The sequence below is a fragment of the Pseudoalteromonas sp. SWN29 genome (genome assembly GCF_015864465.1).
GTDB lineage: Bacteria > Pseudomonadota > Gammaproteobacteria > Enterobacterales > Alteromonadaceae > Pseudoalteromonas.
Window position 1 is genome coordinate 1 of the sequence record NZ_JADYXE010000060.1, and the last position, 24,214, is coordinate 24,214.

Below are 24,214 nucleotides of genomic sequence, written 5' to 3' on the forward strand. Positions count from 1 at the left end.
GGTTGACCTACTGATTACAAGTCAGTTGCTCTACCAGCTGAGCTAAGTCGGCACACAAAACTGTGTGCTAAGGCACGCGTAATAATGTTTAAACTTTTTATTAAACACCACTACTTTAATAAATGGTGCCTCGACGCGGAATCGAACCACGGACACGAGGATTTTCAATCCTCTGCTCTACCGACTGAGCTATCGAGGCACTTTAACAGTGCTAATTAAAAACCTTAGAGGGTTTTCAATGCAATTCCCACTCAGCTCTATCGACTGAGCTATCTGGGCGTGCGGCGTATTAAACGAGTTTTGCCCTTACAAGTCAACTTTTTTTTTATTCTTTATAACTATTTGAACGGTTTTCAAGCAACTCAGTGCGTTTTTCATTAATAACGTTCATTTTTACCACAAATCAGACTATAACTATGAATAAATATAACTAAATCAGACTAAAAACGTAGTGAATTATTTTTCGTAAATGTTACGATTACAACAATTATACAATAAAGACTTATTGTATTTAAATATAGCAACCAGGGAACGTTAAATGCAGAGTAAATTCTCTTCACCGGTAAAAGGCTTACTACCTCTTTTTTTGATCATTAATATTGCTGTAACAGCACTTGCTATTGTTGCCCATTCATTCTACGCGCAAACCGAAGTTAGCACAGCTCAATCCAAACCGCCGGTTAATATAATAACGCTCGCCGATAGATTAGATTTGCCTATGGTTGATGCATTAACTATGTACGGTCAAGGTAAAGTAAAGCAGTTACTCGATTTAACACATTTATTAGATAATGACTTTGAATATACTTTATATCGCTTCAATGCTACATCAGATACTCAGTTGGTATATAGCAGCAGTAAGCCTGCTATCGACTCCGTTAGAGCTGAAAAGCACTTAGTTGAAGAAGGTATTATGCACCACCTACTATTGTTAAATGATGAGCCAATTGGCGAGCTTATCATTAAGCAAAATTTACCTTCCACACCTTTAAGCACTCAAGATTCTCAAGTAATTGCTTATATAATTGCTATAGCGTGTGTTGCTGCATTATTTATACTTACTTTAATGTTTAATATGTACATTAATACTCGCTTACGTAAAAGCACTGACACCCTTACGCAAGAGCTGCAGGCAATCACCGACGATGCCAATTACAATAGTAATGTTGACGAGCAACTCGATATTGGCCTAGGTGTAGTTGCAAAACACATCAACTTATTGCTACGAAAGGTACAAACTGCAATGAGTGAAAATGAAGCTGCACAAAAAGAGCTTTATAAATTACAAAATAGTCTAGAAGGCGAAGTACAAAATCGTACTTTAGCGCTTGAGCAAGCCACATTAAAAGCTGAGCGAGCAAGCGAAACTAAAACAACCTTCCTAGCAACAATGAGTCATGAAATAAGAACACCAATGAACGGCGTTATAGGGACTATTGATTTACTGCGCCAGACCGAACTTGATGGCGCTCAGCATCGTTTAAGTACGATTATTCGTGAATCAGCATTTTCGTTATTGAGTATTTTGGATGATATTCTAGATTTTTCTAAAATTGAAGCTGGAAAGCTAAATATTGACCCAATCCCATTTTCGGTAACCGATACCATTGAAGAAGTAGCCCGAGTGCTTTCCTCTGTTGCTAAAAAACGTGAGCTTGATTTAGAGCTAGCAATAGCACCCGATATTCCTATAAATCTTACCGGGGATAGCGTACGTGTACGTCAGGTGCTTTATAACCTATGTAGCAACGCAATTAAATTTACGAGCACCGATGAAAAAACTCAAGGCCATGTAAAAATATCAGTAGAGGTGGTACATAATACGACCGATCACTTTACTTTACGCTTTTGCGTAACTGATAACGGTAAAGGCATGTCGCAGGCGCAACTACGCGAAATATTTAATCCGTTTATTCAAGCCGAAAATTCGATTACCCGCGAATACGGAGGGACAGGTTTAGGTCTTTCTATTTGTAAAAGCTTAACTGAGCTTATGCTAGGGACTATTCATGTAACTAGCCATACAGGAATTGGCAGTGAATTTACTGTTGAATTACCATTTAGTACATCGGGAAAAATTAAGTACGCACACAAAGGTGCATTAAATGGTAAGAGGATTATTGTAGTTAGTAATCATCTAGAACGTGAAAAAGTAATGTACCGCTACTTATCGTTTATGGGCGCTAAAATCACTTATGTACATACTGAAGAAGAAGCTGAAGAATATCAGCATGCGCAAGATATTATTTGGGTGGCTGATGGCATAGACAATATGGATAAAACAAACGCGCTGCTAAGACGTTTATTTTATTCATTAGAAGATTATAACCAACAAGTTGTTGTACTAAGCAAGCTTGATGAAGCGGCTATAAATCATAAAAATATTTTTTATATTAATGCCTCTCCTCTATGTAAATCTAACTTTATGCTGTCTATTTTGGTGGCTGCTGGGCTGCATACTCCTAAGCAAATTAAAAAAACCAAAACACTTAATAACTATTTAAATGTTGAGCAGGCTCGTAAATCAAATAAATTGATTTTACTGGTTGAAGATAACCTCCTAAACCAGCAAGTGCTGACCGATCAACTGCATATACTAGGCTTTGGCGTTGAAATAGCTAACAACGGTGAAGAAGGCTTAGATATGTGGAGAAAAGGTGATTACTCACTTATTTTAACCGACTTACACATGCCTAAAATGTCGGGTTACGATATGGTTGAAAAAATTCGTAATGAAGCTGAGCTATTAGAGTCTATTGATGCACAGCCTTACATTATTGCTGTAACAGCAAATGCGCTTAAAGGCGAAAAAGAACGTTGTTTAGCGGTAGGTATTAACGACTTCATTACCAAACCCATAGAGCTAAACGCGTTAGAAGACACTCTAAAACGTTGGAGCGATAAGCAAAGCCAAAATCAAAATGTGATTATTCACCAAACAACTGCGCTACCTATTGATATGGAAGCAGTTGCTAAATACATAAATGGTGATGATGCTAAGCAAATCCGCTTTTTCAAAATGTATTTAGAACAAAGCCAAAGCTTAATTAAGAGTATTAACTCAGGGGTAATGGTTAACGATTTAGGTGAGATTATTGAAGGCTGTCATCAATTAAAATCTATCTCCAAAACCATTGGTGCCCAAACGGTGGCCGATCTTTCAAGTGCATTTGAAGATAAATGTAAAGAAGGTGATCTCACAACTGATGAATTAATAGACTTAAGAGATAAGTTAGAAATTGAATACTCCAAGGCAGCTCAATTTTTAAAAGAACAAGTTAGAACAGCCCAAGCAAAGCAAGAAGATGAACTTGCAGATTAATATAGCTATGCTTTAGACATAAAAAAAGGGCTAATCAGCCCTTTTTTATATCTAAAAATTACTTTTCAGGCGGTCGATAACCTTCAATTTCTACATCTTTGTCTTCAAACAAAAAACCAACCATCTGCTCTTCTAAAAACGTGCGATGCTCTGGATCCATCATATTCAAATGTTTTTCGTTAATAAGCATTGTTTGCTTATGTTGCCACTGACCCCAAGCTTCTTTAGAGATATTATTAAAAATCTTTTCACCAATTTCACCAGGGTATAACTGAAAGCCAAGGCCTTCGGCTTCTTTTTGTAACTTTTGACAAAATACTGTACGTGCCATGATTGATTCTCTCTAACGCTAAATATGGGGCTATTCTATACTATTGCTGTAATTTGTTTAACCAACTTTTTAGTTGGTGCTGCTAGGCCAACCTCTATTGATTGATCAAGCGGATACCATACCAATTGTTTATCATTTACTACATCAGGTATTTTACTAACATTGAGCACATGCGGGTTGATAGTCAGCTCAAAGTGTGAAAACACATGAATAAATGCTTCAAGTTCTTCCAAATCAACTTCTAACCCTTGCTGAGCTAAAAACACCTCAAGCTCTTTATATTCATTAAATTCAAAAAAGCCAAACAACCCACCCCAAATACCACTATTAGGGCGTTTCTCCATAAGCACTTTATCGCCGCACTGTATAATTAACTGGTGACAGCTTTTTTTAGGCACTACTTTTTTTGGTTTTGAATGCGGGAACTCTTTTACTTTTCCTGTATTAAAAGCACCACAACCTGAATTTAATGGGCAAGCGTTACAATCAAAGCGACTGCGTGAGCAAACACTCGCACCTAAATCCATCATCGCTTGATTAAATTCAGTAACGTTATTTTTAGGCGTTAATTGCTCTGATAGATGCCAAAGTTGGTTTTCTACCTTTTTAACGCCGTACCAACCTTCAATCATAAAGTAGCGCGCTAATACTCGCTTAACATTCCCATCTAAAATTGGATGATGTTGCCCAAGCGACAATGATAAAACAGCTCCGGCGGTAGAGCGCCCTATTCCCGGCAAGTCCATTACTTCATCAAGTGTTTGCGGAAACTCACCTTGGTACTTGTCACGTACTATTTTAGCTGTTCTATGTAAGTTACGCGCACGAGCGTAATACCCTAAGCCAGTCCAGTGATGCAGTACTAAATCTTCATCAGCATCGGCTAAAGCAATAATATCTGGAAAGCTTTGCATAAATTTTTCAAAATATGGGATAACAGTAATAACTTGAGTTTGCTGGAGCATCACCTCAGACACCCACACTTTATAAGGTGTTTTACCCAACTGCCATGGAAGTGTTTTACGCCCATGAAGGTGATACCAATCAACGACTTGGTTAGAAAACGAATTAGACTGTTCTTTATTTAAATCCAACATATTGTACTTTTACTGATGCTCAATGGCGGCTCAGTCTATTGTAGTTAATAAAAAGATCAAGCTATAGGGCGTGTAAAACCAGCTAATACTTGTGATTGCCGGCTTCGTCAGGGATAATATGCAACCATTTTTAAACACATTGTTTTTGTCAGGCCAATAATATGAGTGAATCAAGCAACACTAACCTTGAGCAAGCTAAGCAAGAAGGTAAATACATCCGCACCATTCGCAGTTTTGTAAAACGCGAAGGTCGATTAACCAAAGGCCAAGCCGCTGCAATCGAAAAATGCTGGCCAACAATGGGCCTAGAGCATAAAAACGGGATGCTTGATTTAAGCGAAGTTTTTGGCAACAACAACGATGTAGTAGTAGAAATTGGTTTTGGTATGGGTAAATCGCTTGTCGAAATGGCAACAAATGCTCCACACCTAAACTTTATTGGTATTGAAGTGCACCGCCCAGGCGTTGGCGCGTGTTTAATGGACGCTGATGAAGCGGGCATTACAAACTTACGTATTTTTGAACACGATGCAATTGAAGTACTTGCAGACTGTATACCTGACGAAAGCTTAACAACACTACAGTTGTTTTTCCCTGATCCTTGGCATAAAAAGCGTCATCATAAACGCCGTATTGTACAAACTGAGTTTGTTGAAAAACTAAGAACCCAACTTAAAATGGGTGGCGTTTTTCATATGGCAACAGATTGGGAAAACTACGCAGAGCATATGCTCGAAGTTATGAACGTAGCCCCTGGTTTTAAAAACCAATCAGAAACGAACGATTATGTTCCACGTCCAGATTTGCGCCCGCTTACTAAGTTTGAGCAGCGCGGACATCGCCTAGGTCATGGCGTGTGGGATTTAATGTTTGAACGTACTGAGTAATTTGTAACTTTAAGCACTCACTTTTATTTTTGATAAAACTAAACATACTGTAAGGCAAAGCCATTTATGAGCGTACTAACCAACCCAAGTTTACTGTTACTTCGTAATAGCGAGGCACTAACGGGCAAATCTATCTTGGTGGTCAACTTTGTTCAAGATGGCTTTTTAACAGAGCTTAAAAAACTTAACCCGCAAAGCAAGGTAACTGCATTTAGCTACAACCATGCTAACGGTGAGTTTGCTAAAAACACCAAAGACGTTGAGATTTGTGTAAATCACACAATACCTGGTAACGGCTACGATTTAGTTATTCTTTACTATCCTAAATCAAAACCAGAATTACTAATGGCGCTTGATAATATTCGATCTGCTATTACTGATGATGCCGAACTATTAGTGGTAGGTGAAAACAAAAGTGGTGTTAAATCAATTGAAAAGCAATTAGCTGGTAAAGCAGAGTTTAGTAACAAAATTGATTCAGCTAAGCACTGCGTTCTTTACTCATTTGCTGAGATTTCTAAACACCCTCACTTTGATATTACGACTTATCATAAAAAGTTTGTCGTTAATGTTGCCGACACCGAGTTTACAGCAATTAGTATTCCTGGGGTGTTTAATCACGGTAGTTTAGATATAGGAACGAAAGTTCTACTCGAAAACGCACCAACAATTAAGCAAGGTAGGGTTCTCGACTTTGGTTGTGGTGCTGGCTTAATCGCGACATTTTTAGGGCTACACAACTCATCTCTTGAGTTTGTGTGTAGTGATGTAAGTGCACTGGCAACTTATGCAACAGAGCAAACTTTAAAGCTTAACAACATCAAAGGCGAAGCTATATTAAGCGACGGCCTTAAAAGTATCACCGGTAAATTTGATTTAATTATTAGCAACCCACCTTTTCATACAGGCATTGCAACCGACTACACCGTAGCAGAAACATTTTTAGCAAATGCAAAACAGCATTTAACTAAAGTTGGAAAGCTAAATATCGTCGCTAACAGCTTTTTAAAGTACCCGCCTATTTTAGAAACGCAATTTGAAAGCTATCAAACGGTATTTAAGAACAATAAATTTGCTGTGTATAGTAGCTAATTTAACTCTATACAATGATTGAGCACAAACGTGCTCAATCTTATTTTCGTATAAATATAGGAATTAATTTAGTTTTTGCCCTTCACTTTCCTTCTTTTTTGCTAAACTAAAATTCTAAATAATTAAAATTAATTCAGGCGATAATGAAATAATGCCTAAAAAAGTTCATCAAAGTAGCATTCGTAAAGCACTCATAAATTTAATTATGCTTATTACAGCTATTTGTTTATCGCTATCTATTTCTATTTCAACGTACTTGAGTGTTAAAGAGCAAAAGCAATTAATTATTAATAAACTCGTTATACTTTCTGAAATTGTAGCTTTTGATGCGGGTAAATCAGTAGCTGAAGATGATAGAAAAACAGAAGAGAAACGCCTCAAGTCCTTTGAAAATATTCCTCTTGTAAAAAACATACATATTTACTCAATAGAAAAAACATCTCAAAAACCTGCTTTTTTTATTAGCTTTAATGCAAAAAAAACGCCTCCAGTTCCACTAAAAATAGACAGTGTCGATGAGCTAGCCACACCACGTATTACAAGTTCATATATAGAGCTAACTCGCCCTATTTATAATAATGAAAAACTCATTGGCTATGTTTATATGCGTGGCAGCCTAGAGAGCTTAGAAGCATATATAGAACAAAAAATATTTATTGATGTATTACTCACTCTATTAATATTAATAGTTGTGTACTTTATTGCTGCAAAAATTCAACGACGAATAGCCAAACCGATAGAACAATTAAGTATGTTATTGCAAGATGTATCTAAAAATCATAACTACGATGCGCGAGCGCCAGTAACTGATGTAAAAGAAATAACCGCTCTTTCAAATAGCTTAAATATCATGCTTGCACGCACAAAAAGGCAACTTGAGCGCCACGAAAAAGATAAACAGGAAATAAAACAGCTAAACCAAAGTCTTGAAGAAAAAGTAAACCAGAGAACAATCGCTCTCAGAGAAGCAAATCAAGAACTCTTATCAACCCTTGAGCGAATGCATCAATACCAAGCACAAATTGTTGAAAACGAAAAAATGGCGTCTTTAGGGCAAATGGTGGCAGGTGTTGCACATGAAGTGAATACACCAATAGGGCTTGGGATTACAGGCTCAACCTTACTTCGCGATAAATTAGCAGATATACAACAAAGCTTTAATGATAAAAAACTGACTTCAAGCCACCTAAAACGCTTTATAGATGAAGGCATAGAAAACTTAGATTTAATCTATCGTAATCTAAATCGCGCCGCAGACCTTATATCCAACTTTAAAAAAGTAGCCGTAATCCAAGACGACGGTGTTAATACCTATATTAATGTACATACATTAATAACTGACGTTTTAACATCAATTCAATCTGATTTACTGCCTAAAAAGCCTATTGTTACTATTAACTGTCCGAACGACTTAATCATTCATAGTAAGTCAGAACCTCTACAACAGGTGTTTCAACAGTTACTTATGAACTCTGTAATTCATGGATTTATAGGTAAAGAAAACAACGAAATTCGCTTTGACGTAGAGCTGGTAGGGAAGAAATTAACAATCGTTTATTCTGACAATGGCCAAGGCGTTGATAAAAACATTAAAAATAGAATTTTTGACCCCTTTGTAACTTCAAAGCGTGGACAAGGCGCAAGCGGCTTAGGGATGCACTTGGTATACAACCTAGTAACACAGGCACTTGGTGGAAGAATTATGTTTGATCTTGAAGAAAAACACGGTGCTCGCTTTATAATTACGATTCCTTAAATAAAGATCACCAAAAAGTACATATTTTTAAAATTTATCCTTGAATTAGCATTTAATGACCTCATTAATGAGGCATGTGATAAGCGTGTAACATTATTTAATTACCTTAAATAAATATTACTAAGCGATTTATGAACTTTTTTATCTTTGCTGTATCACATACATTGATGAAAGGTTAAAAGTGATATAGCTTTGAATTAGTCTGATTATTTTAAGTACCTTTAATAATTGAGTGATATATTAATTATTAAAGGAAAATGCCTTCGACTTTATGATTCAAATGACTACATCTACGTATATATCAATTAAACAGTAGTTTTTGCACGGCCCTTTTTATTAGACTTTGGACACCCTGCTGTTTTATTTTTATCCAATTTGTTTTTTCCTTGTTAACAAATGGGTATAATCCTATAATCTCTAGTAATCGGTTATAAGTTCATCACCGGTTTTTTATAAATAAAATATTCCAAAAGGTTAATTAATAATGCAAACGCCAGTCATTCTAATCGTAGAAGATGAAGACGTAACTCGACTGAACCTAGTTAGTTTATTTGAAGCTGAAGGGTACAAAGTTATTGAAGCCATTGATGGCGATGATATGCATGACAAGCTTACAAATAACGATGACGTTAATCTTGTAGTTATGGATATCAACCTTCCTGGTAAAAACGGTCTTATTTTAGCCCGTGAATTACGCCAAAAGCGTAAAGTAGGCCTTATATTCCTAACCGGTCGCGACAACGATGTTGACCGTATTTTAGGTCTTGAAATTGGTGCAGATGACTATGTTACTAAACCATTCAACCCGCGTGAATTAACTATTAGAGCTCGCAACCTAATTACTCGTACTGCTTTAGGCGGTGAAGAGTCTGCACTAGAAACAAATGGTGTTATTACATTTAATGGTTGGGAACTTGATGAAAACAGCCGTTGTCTTACTTCTCCAAATGGCGACGCTAAACGCTTACCAAAAGGTGAGTACAGAGCACTTCGTTTAATGCTTGATTCTCCAGGTCGTATTTTCAGCCGTGAGCAATTAATTAAGCATATGACGGGCCGTGAGCTTCGTGCTAATGACCGTACTGTTGACGTTACTATTCGTCGCATTCGTAAGCATTTTGAAAGTGATAACTCAACGTCTGAGTTAATCAGCACCATCCATGGTGAAGGTTACCGCTTTATCGGTAAAATTGACGCTTAATTAGAGTAAATTAGCTTTACTCTAATTGTTGTAAAAATAAATGAAGGGCTTTTTGTCCTTCATTTATTTTATCTGCTAGAACATCTAACCACTGCTTTAACACTTCATCAGATTCATCAATCGCACCATGTTCCATTATTTTGGCATGAAGCTGCACATCATTTAGGCCGACTGATCCAGCCGCACCTTTAAGCTTATGCGCTACTGATTCATATTCTTCTCTATCACCGGCAGTTAATGAAGTAAGTAACTCTTGCTGATACTGCGGACTTAGCTTTTCGAATAGCTGGCTACTGCGTCTAAACACAACTAAGCCCATCGAATTTACAAAGTCTTCTATTGTTTCAATATCTAATAAGTGTCCATCAATACTCTCAAGCGCTTCTTCACTCACTTTTAACTGTGGCTCTGTGCATTCACTTTGCTTAATACCAAATAAGTCAGCCAGCATTTTATCAAGCTTCACTGTGTTAATTGGCTTGGCCAACGCACCTTGTATTGAAATACCTTCAAGCTCTTTTTCAGCACTGCGTACATTAGCTGTTAAAGCAACTATTGGGAGTTTATCAAAGTGGCTATCTGAGCGTATTTGTTTAGCAACCACGTCACCGTTTATATCTGGCAATTGCATATCAAGTAGTACTAAATCTAAGTCATCTTCGGTTTCAACAAACGAGAGTGCATCTTCACCCGTTTCAGCCCATAACACTTCATGACCGCGTTGCTCTAATAAGTTTGTAGCAATTTCGGCGTTAAGAGGTACATCTTCTACTAATAGAATATACAAACCACGGCCAACATAACTTTGCTCTGTTGGTGCTACGCATAAACTAAGCGGTATTTGCACTGTAAAACAACTTCCTTCGCCTTCAGTACTATTTACTGTAATTATCCCTTTCATTGCACTTACAAGTGCCTTAGTTACAGCTAAACCAATACCAGAGCCTATGGCATTAGTACCTTTTAAATCCGGCGCTTTGTAATACATATCAAATATATGCGCAAGCTGCTCTGGTGGAATACCTTGACCGGTATCCGACACTTTAATAACTAACCATGGGCCTTCTACACGATTTTCTCGGCTGCATTCGAGTGTTACTTTACCTTGCTGAGTAAACTTAACGGCGTTGTTAATTAAGTTCCAAACAACTTGGCGTAATCGAGTCGGATCGAGCTGTGCATAAATATCAAGCATGCCATTGCGCTTAATATCAAACTCAAGTTCTTTTTGCTCTGCTATTAGGCCTGCAAAGTTAACAACATCGTTTATAAAGTCTGACACATTAATAGAGTTGGTCGCTATATCGAGCTGGTCTCTGTCTATTTTATCTAAATCTATAATATCGTTGAAAATATTACCGAGTGTTTCAGCGCTCGAAAAAATAGTATTACCCCAACTACGCTGCTGTTTGTTTAAATCAGTATCAAGCAGCATTCGTGTTAAACCAACAATACCATTAAGCGGAGTACGCAGCTCGTGGCTTAGCGTAGCAATAAACTTACCTTTATCTTTGTAGGCAGTTTCAAGTGCTTGAGCCGCTTCTTTACGGCTAGTAATATCACGACCAAAACCCAGTAAACCAATGTAGTCACCGTCATCATTTATAAAAGGTAATTTACGCAGCTCAAACCAACGTGTTTCACCATTTACTTCATAACCCACATCGATAGTCAGCGCTTTATGGCTTTGCTCTACTTCCTTATCAGTTTTTAAAACCTCAGATAAAAAGTGACTAGGAAATATTTGCTCAACCGTTTTCCCAATTAGCTCACTACTTGATTTGCCCATTACTTCTTCAAACATTTTATTACAACCAGCAAATACGCCATTGTTATCGCGGTAATAAAATAAATCAGGAGATGAATCAACTATTGAGCGCTGCAGCATGCTTTGTTGAGCAAGTTCTTGTTGTGTTTTTTTACGCTCTGCAATTTCTCGGCGCAGCTCTTCGATAGCGCGATGCTTGGCATGAAATGCCATTTTTCGCTCATCAATTTCAATATTCAAACGGCTAATATTATCTTTTAAGGTTTGATTTAAGAGTTTTTCCTGTTTGGTTGCACTATCTAAATAAGCATACGAGGCATCTAATTGACGAATTGAATTAAGTAATACACTTATAATTAAAGGAGAAACCACAGCGGTAAAAAATACCACAGCCAAAATATCAACAAGGTGTAATTCGCCTATCGCAACATAATAAAACATGCTCGATAAAATAAGAGATACAGTTAAAAATAAAGTGTAACAAATAGCTGCGGTTTTAAATTCACCAAATCGCGTTATTGAGCTGGAAAGTACCCGAGCCCAAGGGCTCAAAGAATAATCGGTCATACGTAATTTTATCTCTTAGCTGTGTGCTTAAATATAAAGAAGGCAATGCGCATGTATAAACATACCATTTTCCCAGATTTTAGCACTTTTCTCCTACCACTACCCATGTTGTGCGATAAAAACAAAAATTTTCATGTTTGATTTTGCTCATTTCCTAAACTCATCATTTCAGCAATAAATTATTTAGTGTAAAATGCCCCGCTTTATTATCTCCAAAATACGAGTAGCGCACATGCAAACCAATATGCCAGATATAGCAGACACTGCACCCGCTTTACAAACAGGTAAATTAGACTGGGTTGGCATGGGCGAAATCGAACTGCCATTTATTTTTGAGTCACTAGACTTATCTCCAGTTACAGTAAATGCCAAAGCTCGTGCATTTGTAAATTTGCATAAAGAAGATGCCAAAGGCATTCATATGTCACGTCTATTTTTAGCACTTGACCTGCTTTCAACTGAGCAGCAAGTCAATCCGCAAACAATAGCGCAAGCACTCGATACCTTTATAACTAGCCACGAAGGGCTGAGCGATAAAGCACAAATTGAATTTAAATTTGAATTACCGCTACGCCGTAAATCACTATTAAGTGGTAAAGCGGGCTGGAAAAGCTACCCAGTTGTACTTACCAGTACAATTGAAAATAACATTATTAGCTACGAGCTAACCGTAGATGTTACCTATTCTTCAACATGCCCTTGCTCTGCAGCACTTGCACGCCAGCTTATACAAAACGCGTTTAACGAAAAGTTTAACCAAGAAACCTTAAGCCAAAAAGATGTGCACGAATGGCTAGGCACTACACAAGGCATAGTTGCTACACCTCACTCGCAGCGCTCTATTGCCAACGTAAAAGTAAAGCTTGATAGCAACATTCAAGAGTTTGATGTAGTGACTCTAATAAATACTCTTGAAGCAGAACTTAAAACGCCTGTACAAGCGGCTGTAAAACGTGAAGACGAGCAAGAGTTTGCCCGCCTAAACGGCCAAAATCTAATGTTTTGTGAAGATGCAGCGCGCAAAATTAAAGCCTTGCTAGAAGCTGATAATTACAGCGATTACTGGCTGCAAATAAACCATTATGAATCACTCCATGCACACGATGCTGTAGCTATTGCGGTTAAAGGTATTGAAGGTGGATACAAAGCTTAATAGCTGCATCGCTTTAGCTTTTATAAACAGTTGGTAATTATTTTATAACTCACACTTTTTAGGCACGTAAATTGCTTTGTTTGAGCAGTGTCAATTTGTTGTTATGGAGTTACCGTATGGAATTCGCTTTATTATTAATCCTAGTATTAGTTGTCGGGGCCTCTGTTGTTGCGTCAAAATTTAATGACGATGGCGGAAACCCGTACCCTTTTATCCGCAAGCAAACTGTGTTTACACAGGTTGAAGGGGCTTTTTTAAATCTTCTAGAGCGTGCTGTTGGCGATCAATATAAAATTGTTAGTCGCGTTAAGTTAGTTGATGTTATTGACTGTAAGCAAGGCCTTTCAGTAAAATCTAAACGTGCTGCTTTAGCAAAAGCTAAAAATAAACAGCTTGATTACGTGCTAATCGATAAAGAAAAACTAACTATTGTTGCGGCCGTTGACCTAGTTAACAATGCCAATAAAGGTGGCCACAAAGCTCAACGTGACTGGTTTGTAAATGGCGCACTAGAGTCTGCCGGCATTCCACATATTCGTATGAAAGTTAAGTCGGGCTACCGCCCTTCTGAAGTACGCGATGCAATTATGTTTAAACTTGGTAAGCCTGCAGCAGCACAAACGCAGCGTCCTGTTCGTAACCGCTCACATAAGCCAGCGGTACTTTCACCTTCTCAAGCCAAAGCACAAACAACTGCTTTAGCTGAAATTTAAAAACCGAATTAAATACCTTCCTAAAAAGTATTTAAAGCGAGCAGTGAAAACTGCTCGCTTTTTTGTTTTTTATAGCTAACTTCACGTATAATCAAGTAATTCAAACTCAGGAATAAAACATTATGAATGTTGGTATTATTGGCGCAATGGAGCCAGAAGTTAAAATTTTACGTGAAGCGATGCAAAACCCACAAATTTTAACTAAAGCAGGTTTCACTTTCTATACTGGCGAGCTAGCTGGTAACACAGTAACACTTGTTCAATCTGGTATTGGTAAAGTAGCATCAACAATTGCAACCACGTTACTTATCGATAACTTTAAACCTGATTGCGTGATTAACACAGGCTCTGCCGGTGGATTCGATCCTTCTCTAAGTGTTGGCGATGTAGTAATTTCGTCAGAAGTACGTCATCACGATGTAGATGTCACTGCTTTCGGCTACGAAATTGGCCAAGTACCACAAATGCCAGCAGGCTTTACAGCTCACCCTAAATTAGTTGAAGCAGCACAACAAACAATCGAACAAATCAGTGATGTTAAAACACTTGTTGGCTTAATTTGTACTGGTGACACATTTATGTGTGACCCGGTACGTATTGATAAAGCACGTAGTGATTTTCCTACAATGCTTGCCGTTGAAATGGAAGGCGCTTCAATTGCACAAACGTGTTTTACGCTTAATACACCGTTTGTTGTAATTCGCTCAATGTCTGATATTGCAGGTAAAGAGTCACCACAATCATTTGAAGAATACCTAGAAACTGCATCAATCAACTCATCTAAAATGGTTGTCGCACTTTTAGAAAAGCTAACTGCAGTGTCTCTGTAAATGCTTAGCAATATTGTTCAAAACCACTTGGACTTTATTGCCTTTGTACTAGCGCTCCTTGCTGAGCGCTTTATTCCCATTGTTAGCTGGTATCATCCTAATACGGCATTGAATGCTGTTTTTAGTGCGATTGGCAAACGCATATACAAACGCAAAGAACCTAAAAGCTATCAATATTTAGCAGCTATACTCGCAAGCACGCTCATTTTAAGTGTTATTCTCATTATAGTCGTGTTATTGCTTGAGTTTGCTTTTTACCCTGAATTACTCGCAGGTCTTATTTTATACTTATGCTTAGAAAGTAAGAGTATTGATAAAAAAGCGCTCCGAATTGCAAAGTTAACTAAACAAAATCAAAAATCGACAGCACGCGAATTACTAAAACCACTGCTTGCCCGTGAAGTTAATAGGCTTTCATCTCCTGGTATTATCAAAGCATTAATTGAAAGCTTAATACTGCGCACTGCTAGATACTATTTCGTAGTTATATTTATATTTTTAGCATTTGGCCCTATCGCTGCCCTCGCCTATCGGTTGCTTACCTTAATACAACAAGCGTGGCGTAGTGACATATCCCCAAATAGCTACTTTTTAAAACCGCTTAAAACACTCTTGTTTATTATTGAATATATACCGATGCGCTTACTGGCTTTAACTATTGCAGCAAGTAGAGCGAGCAAACAAAGCATGCGCTACATTAAGTATTACGGCAGACATTTTTATCAAACAAACACAGGTTGGCTACTAAGCACATGCTCTGCATCACTTGGCGTGCAGCTGGGCGGGCCTGCAGTTTATTTAGGTACTCGCTTTAATAAAATGCGTATTGGTACTGATAGACTACCTAAACCGGAGGATGTACCTGTAATAATTAATAGATTAAATCAAGCGCGTGTATTTTGGTTGTTAGTAATTATAAGTATCGAAATATTAAAAGTGATTTAGTGACTATTTAGTGACTACCTCGTAACTATTTACAGACCCCAAAATACAAGCACAAAAAAACCAGCCGAGGCTGGTTTTTTAGTTTTTAAACTGCGTTTAAGCTACAGTGATGTTTGCAAACTTACGTTTACCTACTTGGTAAATAGCTGTTGTGCCTTTTGCTATTTCAAGTTTGGTGTCAGTGATTTTATCTTCACCGTTAAGTTTAACTGCACCTTGCTTAATCATACGCATTGCTTCTGACGTACTAACTACTAAATTTGCTTCTTTAAGTAAGTTAGCAATTAAAATAGTATCTTCTGCAATAGTGACTGTTAGCTCTGGGATTTCATCTGGTAGCGCTTTTTTCTGAAAACGCTGAATAAAATCATCATGTGCACCTTGTGCATCAGCTTCACTATGAAAACGAGCAATTAACTCTTTAGCTAGTTCAATTTTAATATCGCGCGGATTAGTACCTTGCTCAACACGATCTTTTTGAGCTGCAATCTCTTCAATAGAAAGTGCGCTTAGTAAGTCATAGTAGCGCCACATTAATACGTCACTAATTGACATTATTTTACCAAACATATCGTTAGGCGCATCAGTAATACCAATGTAGTTACCAAGCGACTTAGACATTTTTTGAACGCCGTCAGTCCCTTCAAGTAATGGCATCATTAATACTGTTTGCGGCTTTTGGCCTTCAACTTTTTGTAGCTCACGACCCATTAGCAAGTTAAAGCGCTGATCAGTACCACCTAGTTCAACATCTGACTCTAGTGCAACCGAATCCCAACCTTGTACCAGTGGATATAAAAACTCGTGAATTGCAATTGGTTGACCGCTTCCGTAACGCTTTTTAAAGTCATCACGTTCAAGCATGCGCGCTACTGTTTGGTTAGCAGCAAGTTTAATCATGCCTGCAGCGCCTAACTTTTCCATCCAAGTAGAGTTAAATGCAACAGTGGTTTTAGCAGGATCTAGAATTTTGAATACTTGTTCTTTATATGTTTCGGCATTGGCTAGTACGTCTTCGCGAGTAAGTGGTTTACGCGTTACGTTTTTACCTGTTGGGTCACCAATCATGCCAGTAAAGTCACCAATTAAGAAAATAACCTCATGACCTAAATCCTGAAAGGTTTTCATTTTATTAATTAGTACAGTGTGCCCTAAATGTAAATCAGGGGCTGTAGGATCAAAGCCAGCTTTTATTTTTAGCTTTTTGCCCGACTTTAGTTTTTCAACTAGTTCGTCTTCAATTAATATTTCTTCTGCACCGCGTTTTATCTCTGCTAGAGCGGTTTGTAAATCCACTTTGTATTACTCCAAAATTCTGCCTACGAAGGGGCGGACTAGTTACTTGTAATCACGGTTTAATATAGGTTTAAACCGAATATATATATGTAGCTAACATAACAAATTTCTACCTAATTAAAATAACTTTTTAAGTTATTAATGCAACTAAACAAAATGAATTGAGTCTTAGTTAGATAGGACGTTAAAAAAGGCTTCCTAACCCTGATTTTAGCGTAGTTTAAGGTTAGTTTAAATCTACAAAGCACTAGTATTCGTACATTATTAAGTATATCCTGCAATATTATGTATTTATTATCTTGACAGCAGAAAAAGGCACGTTATGGTTCACGTGGTTAACACTCTCCCAAAAAAACACAAATTGCTTATTTTAGGTTTAGTTTCTGCTATTGCCGGCTTGGCATTTCTTCCTTCTGAAAAAGCGACTGCTTCTAAAGACAATAATGCAGATGCATTAGAGATAGGCAAGCGCTATGAGTTACAAGTTAAAGTTGATGACAACGAAAAATTAACTGAGTTAAATTCAGAGCAAGCAGCAGAAAAGTTACCAGAATACGACTTTGTCGATCATAAAGTTAAAAATGGCGACAATTTAGCAATTATCTTCAAACGTGCTGGTTTTTCAGCTCAAACGCTCCATAAACTAATTAACACTAACGCAGAAACGCGCAAGCTAACTAAAATTCACCCTGGTGAAATACTTAGCTTTGCGACAGCTGAAGATGGCTCTTTGGCTCAACTGCGCTATGTGATTTCAAAAACCGATACTTTATTTGTTACCTTAAATGAAGAAGGTAACTACGATACAGCTATTGATAGTAAAGAAATTGAAACGCTAACCAAAACCGCTGGCGGCGAAATATCTAACAACTTTTGGACTTCAGCAATAGCAGCAGGTTTGAGCGAACGCCAAATAATGAACTTTGCTGACATATTTGGTTGGGATGTTGATTTTGCAAACGACATTCGTAAAGGCGATGTATTTGGCTTAATTTACGAGTCTCACTATGTTGATGGCGAGTTTATTGGTACAGGTAAGATTATTGCAGCTGAATTTGTAAACCAAGGTCAGCGCTTTGCAGCGATTCGCCATACCGACGGCAATTTTTATACGCCTGAAGGGCGTAGCATGAAAAAAGCATTTTTACGTGCACCTGTAAGCTTTAAGTATATTAGTTCGAGCTTTAATCCTCGTCGCTTACACCCAGTTACTGGGCAAGTTAGAGCGCACCGTGGTATCGACTTTGCGGCACGCACTGGCACACCGGTGGTTGCATCAGGTAACGGTAAGGTAGTTAAAGCGGGTTACAGCAAGTACAACGGTAACTACGTATTTATTAGCCATGGCACACAATATGTAACTAAGTACTTACACCTAAATAAGAAACTAGTTAAAACGGGCCAAAAAGTTAAACAGGGCCAACAAATTGGTACTGTAGGTTCTACGGGTCGTGTTACTGGCGCGCATTTACACTATGAATTTTTAGTAAATGGCGTTCACCGTAATCCTAAAACAGTAAAACTTCCTAAGTCAGAGCCACTACCTCGCTCAGAACTTGCTAAGTTTAAACCGATTGCAGATAACTTTATTGCCCAACTTGAGCGCAATCGCGAGCTACAGTTAGCACTTAAATAAAGTTTATTAATAAACATTAAAAAAGCCTTTGCAGGTTAAGCCTGCAAAGGCTTTTTTGTATACGCTATAAACCATTAATACATTAATACATTAATACATAAATGAGCTGAATCACTAAAGACACCATCACTAATGGCCAAATATATTTACTGTATTTGGTTGCACCGTTGAGCCCTATTTTACTTTGATATTTTTCAAGCAATGGAATAAGTATCGCTAACGCGACAAACAAACCAATTAAAATAACGAATATATTCATATCAATGCCCTTCTTATGGTAGCTCATGGCCTTTAGCGCTTACATAAAGTGCATACCAATGCTCACGAGTTAGCTGTACGTTTACAGCATCACAAGAGGCTTTAATACGCTTGGCATTAGTTGTTCCAATAATAGGCTGAATAGATGCGGGATGGCGCAGTAACCATGCAATAACAATAGCCTCAGCAGATGTATCATAAAGTGCAGCCAGCTTATTAACTAAAAGACTCGTGTTTATATCAGCCTGCGATGCGTTTGATAAATCACTACCGCTGTATAATCCTTGGCATAAACTGCCCCAGCTTTGAATTTGAATTTCAAAATGGCGACAGTACTCAATACTACCGGGCGTAAAATTAAGATCCTTACCGTCACTGTTACCGGCATATACACCTTCATCAACAAACTGATGCTTTTGTAAACTAGCCTCAATTTGATTAGCCACAATCGGCATATCAAGTGCATGCTGTAAAAAATTCATTTGATGTTGCTGCATATTCGATACTGCAAAATTGCGCACTTTACCGCTTTCTTTTAAGCAACTAAATATACGAGCAATTTCGTTAACTTCCATGAGTGGATCAGGACGATGTAGCATAAGTACGTCTAAATAGTCTGTATTTAATCGCTTCAAGGATGCTTCAACTGATTGCTCAATCCACTTTGATGAAAAATCATAGCGCTTTGGCCCTAAGTCATCTTCAAAACGAATCCCACACTTAGATTGAATATACATGTGCTCTCTAAGCTCTGGTCGCTCGCTTAATGCTTTACCAAAAACCTGCTCCGCTTTACCAAAAGTATAAATATCAGCATGGTCAAAAAAGTTAATGCCACCTTCAATAGCGCTATCTATGCATTCATGAGTTTGCTTAACATGTGCATCAGTGATTGCGTCTTTATTCCAACCGCCGCCCAGACCCATGCATCCGAATACAAGTTTACTAACATGAGGTAAGTGCTTTGCTAAAGGTGTGTGAAGCATGATAACTATCCTTAAAATTTTGAAGAGCTGTTACTGTAAACAAAAAGCGCTGAACAAGAAACTATTTAGCGGTGAACAAATTAAGAACAAAAAAAAGCGCAGTAAACTGCGCTAAATCATTTATTAACTACCACGTTAATTATTAGCCAACAAGTGCTAATAAAATACCCGCAGCAACTGCACTACCCAGTACACCCGCTACGTTTGGACCCATAGCGTGCATAAGTAAAAAGTTATGTGGGTTACTTTCAAGGCCAACTTTATTAACTACTCGTGCCGCCATTGGCACAGCCGATACACCTGCCGCTCCAATTAATGGGTTTATAGGTGTTTTAGATATGCGGTTAAGTCCTTTTGCCATAAATACGCCAGATGCCGTACCAATTGCAAAAGCCAGTGCGCCAAGCACTAAAATACCAATCGTCTCAACAGTTAAAAACTTATCTGCAGCAAGCTTTGAACCTACAGCTAAACCTAAAAATATAGTTGTAACATTGATGATTTCGTTTTGAGCACTGTTACTTAATCTATCAACAACACCCGACTCTCGCATTAAGTTACCTAAACAAAACATACCTACAAGCGGTATAGCAGCCGGTAAAAACATAGCCGTTAAACTAAGCACCATAAGAGGAAAAATAATCTTTTCCTTTTTAGATACTTTGCGAAGCTCTGGCATCTTAATTTTACGTTCTTCTGGGGTTGTTAACGCACGCATAATTGGCGGCTGAATAATTGGCACAAGTGCCATGTATGAGTATGCGGCTACCGCTATTGCACCAAGTAAATCAGGTGCCAGTTTTGACGCTAAAAATATTGCAGTCGGTCCATCTGCTCCACCTATAATCGCAATAGCCGATGCATCCTGTAAAGTAAACTCAAAGCCTGGCACATAGTTAAGTAATATTGCGCCAAACAGTGTAGCAAAAATACCAAACTGTGCAGCCGCACCTAATAACAACATACGTGGGTTTGCAATAAGCGCGCTAAAGTCGGTCAGCGCCCCTACTCCCATAAATATTAATAACGGAAAAATCCCCGTATCAATACCCACGTAATAAACGTAATACAAAAGCCCACCTGGGTCTGACAAACCTGCCACTGGTACATTTGTTAAAATTGCACCAAAACCAATTGGTAATAATAATAGTGGTTCAAAGCCTTTAGCTATCGCTAAAAACAGTAATAAACACCCTACCGCAATCATAATTAACGATGGGATTGTAAAGTTAGCAATGCCGGTCGCATTCCAGAGGTTTAAAATACCGTCCATCCTCTATTTGCTCCTAAGCTAATGCAATCATAGCGTCGCCGGTAGTTACGGCATCGCCTTCACCAACCAACACTTCGGCAATAGTTCCGGTATGCATTGCGCGTATTTCGGTTTCCATTTTCATGGCTTCCATAATAATCACTACATCACCTTCGTTAACAACTTGCCCAGCTTTTACCTTAATCTTAAAAATATTACCGGCTAAAGGGGCATTAAGTGTTTCACCTGATGCAACTGAAGCAGACTGAGGAATGTGCTCAGAGTCTTTTAATGTTACTTCTTTTAGCTCACCACCTTGCGCCACTACTACGTCGTAAACTTTACCATCTACTTTTACGCTGTATTGCTCAGCTTTAACGCTGTTATTATTTGATCCCGATTTTGGTGCTGCCTTATTGCTCTTATCTTCAACGGTAGGAATAGGCTCAAATGCATCAGGGTTATTACGATTTTTAATAAATTTCAAACCAACCTGCGGAAATAATGCATAAGTTAGTACGTCATCAATTTGCTCATCAGCCAGTGTTAAACCTTGCTCTTGCGCTTCTTTTAGTAATTCAGCTTCAAGCGTTGCAAGCTCTGGTGCAATGTTATCTGCAGGGCGACAAGTAATAACCTCTGCTCCATCAAGCACACGCTCTTGTAGCTCTTTATTCATTGGTGCTGGTGTTAAGCCATATTCACCTTTTAATACGCCAGCAGTTTCTTTAGTAATTGTTTTATAACGCTCACCGGTTAGCACGTTAAGTACTGCTTGAGTACCTACAATTTGCGACGTGGGTGTTACTAAAGGTAAAAAACCAAGATCTTCACGTACCCGTGGGATCTCAAGCAAAACTTCATTAAGCTTATCTGCCGCGCCTTGCTCTTTAAGTTGGTTTTCCATGTTTGTAAGCATGCCACCAGGTACTTGAGCGAGTAAAATACGACCATCAACCCCTTTTAAGCTACCTTCAAATGCCGCATATTTTTTACGTACATCTCTAAAGTAAGCAGCAATTTCTTCTAGATGGTTTAAATCAAGGTCAGTACCGCGCTCAGTCCCTTCAACTATCGATACAATAGTTTCAGTTGCTGTGTGCCCGTAAGTCATACTCATAGATGAAATAGCGGTATCAAGCATATCAATGCCTGCATCAATCGCTTTTTGATAAGTCGCAGTACTTAAACCTGTTGTAGCGTGGCACTGCATAGCAATAGGAACCGATACGGTTTCTTTAAGAGCTTTAATTAGTTTTTCAGCGTCGTACGGCTTTAATAAACCCGCCATGTCTTTAATACAAATTGAGTGACAGCCTAAATCTTCTAATTGCTTAGCAAGAGTCAGCCACATATCAAGCGTATGAACAGGACTTACCGTGTACGAAATAGTACCTTGAGCATGCGCGCCTACCTTTATAGCCGCTTTAATCGCTGTTTCTAGGTTACGTACATCGTTCATTGCATCGAAAATACGAAATACGTCAACGCCATTTTTATGTGCGCGTTCTACAAACTTTTCAACTACATCATCAGCGTAATGGCGGTAGCCTAATAGGTTTTGACCGCGTAATAGCATTTGCTGTTTAGTATTAGGCATCGCTTTTTTAAGCGCACGAATACGCTCCCAAGGATCTTCGCCTAAATAACGAATACACGAATCAAATGTAGCACCGCCCCACGATTCAATAGACCAATAACCTGCATCATCTAGCTTGCTAGCAATAGGTAGCATATCGTCTAAGCGCATACGTGTTGCGAGCAATGATTGGTGCGCATCGCGTAATACCAATTCTGTTAATTTTAATTTAGCCATGTGTGTGCCCCTTATTTATTATTTGATTTGTACTGAGCAATGGCAGCACTAATAGCAGCGATGTGCTCATTAGGCACACCTTGAGATTTAAAAGACGGTGATTTAGCTGGTGATGCCTCTGGTTCGCTATAGCGCGTCACCAAATTAGACATAAGCGTTACTGCACCAATTAATATCGACAGAAATACAAACACTCCAACCATGCCAGTCAGCATTAAGCTACCAGCCGTTGTGAGTAGAGCACCTATATCCATTTTTCTCCCCCTTGAAACCCATATCGAAAATAAAAAATCGATTTAATTAAATATTTATTCACTGGATAATAACAAAACTAGTCGCATTGTCTACATCTTGTAAATTGGTAAAACCAATTAAACTATAAACAACATAACACTCAACAAATTTACATGCCATAACTCAGCAATCATGCGCCCTACAATACATACAGAAAATAACGACTATAGCTAATAGTTATATGGAAGTTGTTAATTAACTATTCGACTTAATAAAAATAACCGCCAAATTTTATAATAAGTACAAAAACACACATCAATTGTTAATTGGTCTTACCAAAAAAATTATTTTTAGTGAATATTTACCAGTAACTTGTAACAGTGTGAATAACTTACATAACAAAGCGTAAAAATTACTAACTAACTAATAACTAAAAACACAGTTAAAAACCATAACTACCTGATATAAAACAAAAATAAACTTTGGCATATAACTGGCATTAGTTGTTATGAGCAAATTTGATAACCAAGGAGAAAACAATGTTACGCTGGACAATTACATTTTTAGTTATTGCTTTAATCGCTGCAGTGTTAGGTTTTGGTGGCATCGCAGGTGCCGCAGCTGGTATAGCAAAAATTATATTTTTTATATTTTTAGTACTTTTAGTGATCTCATTAGTTTCAGGTGCACTACGTGGTAAATCACCCAGGTAGATAAAGCATTCAACTAACAAACACTAAAATTTAATTAATACTTACAAGGAATTACATTATGAATTCAACAACTGTAAAAGCAGCACTAATCGGTCTATTCGCAAGTTTCTTCATCATGGGTTGTGAAGACAATCACGCAGAAGACGCAGGCGAACGTATTGACGAAGCAGTAACTGACGTTCAAAACAAAGTAGAAGATGCATGTGAAAATGTTAAAGAAGGCGTGAACGCTGAAGAAACTAACTGTTAATTCTTCTTGTATCGCTAAAAAACGGCCTTAGGGCTAACACCGATCAGTTAAGGTATTTTTGATCGGTTGACCGATCTTTTGGTTGCTTCACAATACCCTTATCATCTTTTG

Annotated in this window: 21 protein-coding genes and 1 tRNA gene; 12 read left to right on the forward strand and 10 right to left on the reverse strand. The window is 38.0% G+C overall.

Features of this window, described 5'->3' with window-relative positions:
- Nucleotides 1–123: 123 nt before the first annotated feature.
- Nucleotides 124–199, reverse strand: a tRNA-Phe gene (locus tag I6F53_RS17880).
- 339 nt (nt 200–538) lie between these two features.
- On the opposite strand from I6F53_RS17880, the gene I6F53_RS17885 reads away from it, so the two are divergent.
- Entirely contained in the window at nt 539–3,322 is a 2,784-nt protein-coding gene (locus I6F53_RS17885; protein ID WP_197240595.1) for a hybrid sensor histidine kinase/response regulator, read from the forward strand.
- Nucleotides 3,323–3,380: 58 nt separating this feature from the next.
- Here I6F53_RS17885 and I6F53_RS17890 read toward each other — a convergent pair whose 3' ends face one another.
- Together I6F53_RS17890 and mutY are read right to left on the reverse strand one after the other, a co-directional pair.
- On the reverse strand, nt 3,381–3,653 hold the full coding sequence (locus I6F53_RS17890) for an oxidative damage protection protein (protein ID WP_166419311.1): 273 nt from the start codon (nt 3,651–3,653) through the stop codon (nt 3,381–3,383).
- A 35-nt stretch (nt 3,654–3,688) separates the two neighbouring features.
- The gene (mutY, locus tag I6F53_RS17895; protein WP_166419312.1) at nt 3,689–4,750 is read right to left on the reverse strand and encodes an A/G-specific adenine glycosylase; all 1,062 of its coding nucleotides are present in this window, start codon (nt 4,748–4,750) and stop codon (nt 3,689–3,691) included.
- A gap of 161 nt (nt 4,751–4,911) precedes the next feature.
- Here mutY and trmB point away from each other — a divergent pair, with 161 nt between their 5' ends.
- The 4 genes from trmB to arcA all read left to right on the forward strand — a co-directional run bounded on the left by trmB (nt 4,912) and on the right by arcA (nt 9,686).
- Nucleotides 4,912–5,637: a tRNA (guanosine(46)-N7)-methyltransferase TrmB gene (trmB, locus tag I6F53_RS17900; protein ID WP_197240596.1), complete on the forward strand. Its 726-nt coding sequence runs from the start codon at nt 4,912–4,914 to the stop codon at nt 5,635–5,637.
- A 66-nt stretch (nt 5,638–5,703) separates the two neighbouring features.
- Nucleotides 5,704–6,729, forward strand: a complete 1,026-nt coding sequence (locus I6F53_RS17905; RefSeq protein ID WP_197240598.1) for a methyltransferase — start codon at nt 5,704–5,706, stop codon at nt 6,727–6,729.
- A 151-nt stretch (nt 6,730–6,880) separates the two neighbouring features.
- Nucleotides 6,881–8,485, forward strand: a complete 1,605-nt coding sequence (locus I6F53_RS17910; protein WP_197240600.1) for a sensor histidine kinase — start codon at nt 6,881–6,883, stop codon at nt 8,483–8,485.
- A 484-nt stretch (nt 8,486–8,969) separates the two neighbouring features.
- Nucleotides 8,970–9,686, forward strand: a complete 717-nt coding sequence (gene arcA, locus I6F53_RS17915) for a two-component system response regulator ArcA (RefSeq protein ID WP_002962549.1) — start codon at nt 8,970–8,972, stop codon at nt 9,684–9,686.
- 16 nt (nt 9,687–9,702) lie between these two features.
- Here the strand turns inward: arcA and arcB are convergent, their stop codons facing one another.
- The gene (arcB, locus tag I6F53_RS17920) at nt 9,703–12,021 is read right to left on the reverse strand and encodes an aerobic respiration two-component sensor histidine kinase ArcB (RefSeq protein ID WP_197240602.1); all 2,319 of its coding nucleotides are present in this window, start codon (nt 12,019–12,021) and stop codon (nt 9,703–9,705) included.
- A gap of 232 nt (nt 12,022–12,253) precedes the next feature.
- Here arcB and folE2 point away from each other — a divergent pair, with 232 nt between their 5' ends.
- The 4 genes from folE2 to I6F53_RS17940 all read left to right on the forward strand — a co-directional run bounded on the left by folE2 (nt 12,254) and on the right by I6F53_RS17940 (nt 15,662).
- Complete coding sequence (folE2, locus tag I6F53_RS17925; protein ID WP_166376513.1) at nt 12,254–13,174, forward strand: GTP cyclohydrolase FolE2; 921 nt, start codon at nt 12,254–12,256, stop codon at nt 13,172–13,174.
- Between the two features lie 116 nt (nt 13,175–13,290).
- The gene (locus I6F53_RS17930) at nt 13,291–13,887 is read left to right on the forward strand and encodes a DUF2726 domain-containing protein (protein WP_166376512.1); all 597 of its coding nucleotides are present in this window, start codon (nt 13,291–13,293) and stop codon (nt 13,885–13,887) included.
- A 122-nt stretch (nt 13,888–14,009) separates the two neighbouring features.
- Nucleotides 14,010–14,717, forward strand: a complete 708-nt coding sequence (gene mtnN / locus I6F53_RS17935; RefSeq protein WP_024589694.1) for a 5'-methylthioadenosine/S-adenosylhomocysteine nucleosidase — start codon at nt 14,010–14,012, stop codon at nt 14,715–14,717.
- Nucleotides 14,718–15,662, forward strand: coding sequence for a cobalamin biosynthesis protein CobD/CbiB (locus tag I6F53_RS17940; RefSeq protein WP_197240603.1), 945 nt, complete (start codon nt 14,718–14,720; stop codon nt 15,660–15,662).
- A 96-nt stretch (nt 15,663–15,758) separates the two neighbouring features.
- On the opposite strand, the gene tyrS is transcribed toward I6F53_RS17940, so the two are convergent.
- Entirely contained in the window at nt 15,759–16,958 is a 1,200-nt protein-coding gene (tyrS, locus tag I6F53_RS17945) for a tyrosine--tRNA ligase (protein ID WP_197240605.1), read from the reverse strand.
- Nucleotides 16,959–17,280: 322 nt separating this feature from the next.
- On the opposite strand from tyrS, the gene I6F53_RS17950 reads away from it, so the two are divergent.
- Complete coding sequence (locus I6F53_RS17950) at nt 17,281–18,594, forward strand: peptidoglycan DD-metalloendopeptidase family protein (RefSeq protein WP_007585425.1); 1,314 nt, start codon at nt 17,281–17,283, stop codon at nt 18,592–18,594.
- 82 nt (nt 18,595–18,676) lie between these two features.
- Here the strand turns inward: I6F53_RS17950 and I6F53_RS17955 are convergent, their stop codons facing one another.
- The 5 genes from I6F53_RS17955 to I6F53_RS17975 all read right to left on the reverse strand — a co-directional run bounded on the left by I6F53_RS17955 (nt 18,677) and on the right by I6F53_RS17975 (nt 23,160).
- A complete protein-coding gene (locus tag I6F53_RS17955; RefSeq protein WP_007583822.1) occupies nt 18,677–18,853 on the reverse strand; it encodes a hypothetical protein in 177 nt (58 codons plus the stop codon).
- A gap of 13 nt (nt 18,854–18,866) precedes the next feature.
- On the reverse strand, nt 18,867–19,838 hold the full coding sequence (locus I6F53_RS17960) for an aldo/keto reductase (RefSeq protein WP_024589692.1): 972 nt from the start codon (nt 19,836–19,838) through the stop codon (nt 18,867–18,869).
- A gap of 142 nt (nt 19,839–19,980) precedes the next feature.
- The gene (locus I6F53_RS17965; protein WP_076925246.1) at nt 19,981–21,111 is read right to left on the reverse strand and encodes a sodium ion-translocating decarboxylase subunit beta; all 1,131 of its coding nucleotides are present in this window, start codon (nt 21,109–21,111) and stop codon (nt 19,981–19,983) included.
- 13 nt (nt 21,112–21,124) lie between these two features.
- On the reverse strand, nt 21,125–22,906 hold the full coding sequence (gene oadA, locus I6F53_RS17970) for a sodium-extruding oxaloacetate decarboxylase subunit alpha (protein ID WP_166376510.1): 1,782 nt from the start codon (nt 22,904–22,906) through the stop codon (nt 21,125–21,127).
- Between the two features lie 11 nt (nt 22,907–22,917).
- Nucleotides 22,918–23,160, reverse strand: a complete 243-nt coding sequence (locus I6F53_RS17975) for an OadG family protein (protein WP_007583814.1) — start codon at nt 23,158–23,160, stop codon at nt 22,918–22,920.
- Nucleotides 23,161–23,679: 519 nt separating this feature from the next.
- On the opposite strand from I6F53_RS17975, the gene I6F53_RS17980 reads away from it, so the two are divergent.
- Together I6F53_RS17980 and I6F53_RS17985 are read left to right on the forward strand one after the other, a co-directional pair.
- Entirely contained in the window at nt 23,680–23,853 is a 174-nt protein-coding gene (locus tag I6F53_RS17980; RefSeq protein ID WP_002961939.1) for a DUF1328 domain-containing protein, read from the forward strand.
- A gap of 58 nt (nt 23,854–23,911) precedes the next feature.
- Nucleotides 23,912–24,103, forward strand: a complete 192-nt coding sequence (locus I6F53_RS17985; RefSeq protein WP_007378921.1) for a hypothetical protein — start codon at nt 23,912–23,914, stop codon at nt 24,101–24,103.
- The last annotated feature ends 111 nt before the right edge of the window (nt 24,104–24,214 follow it).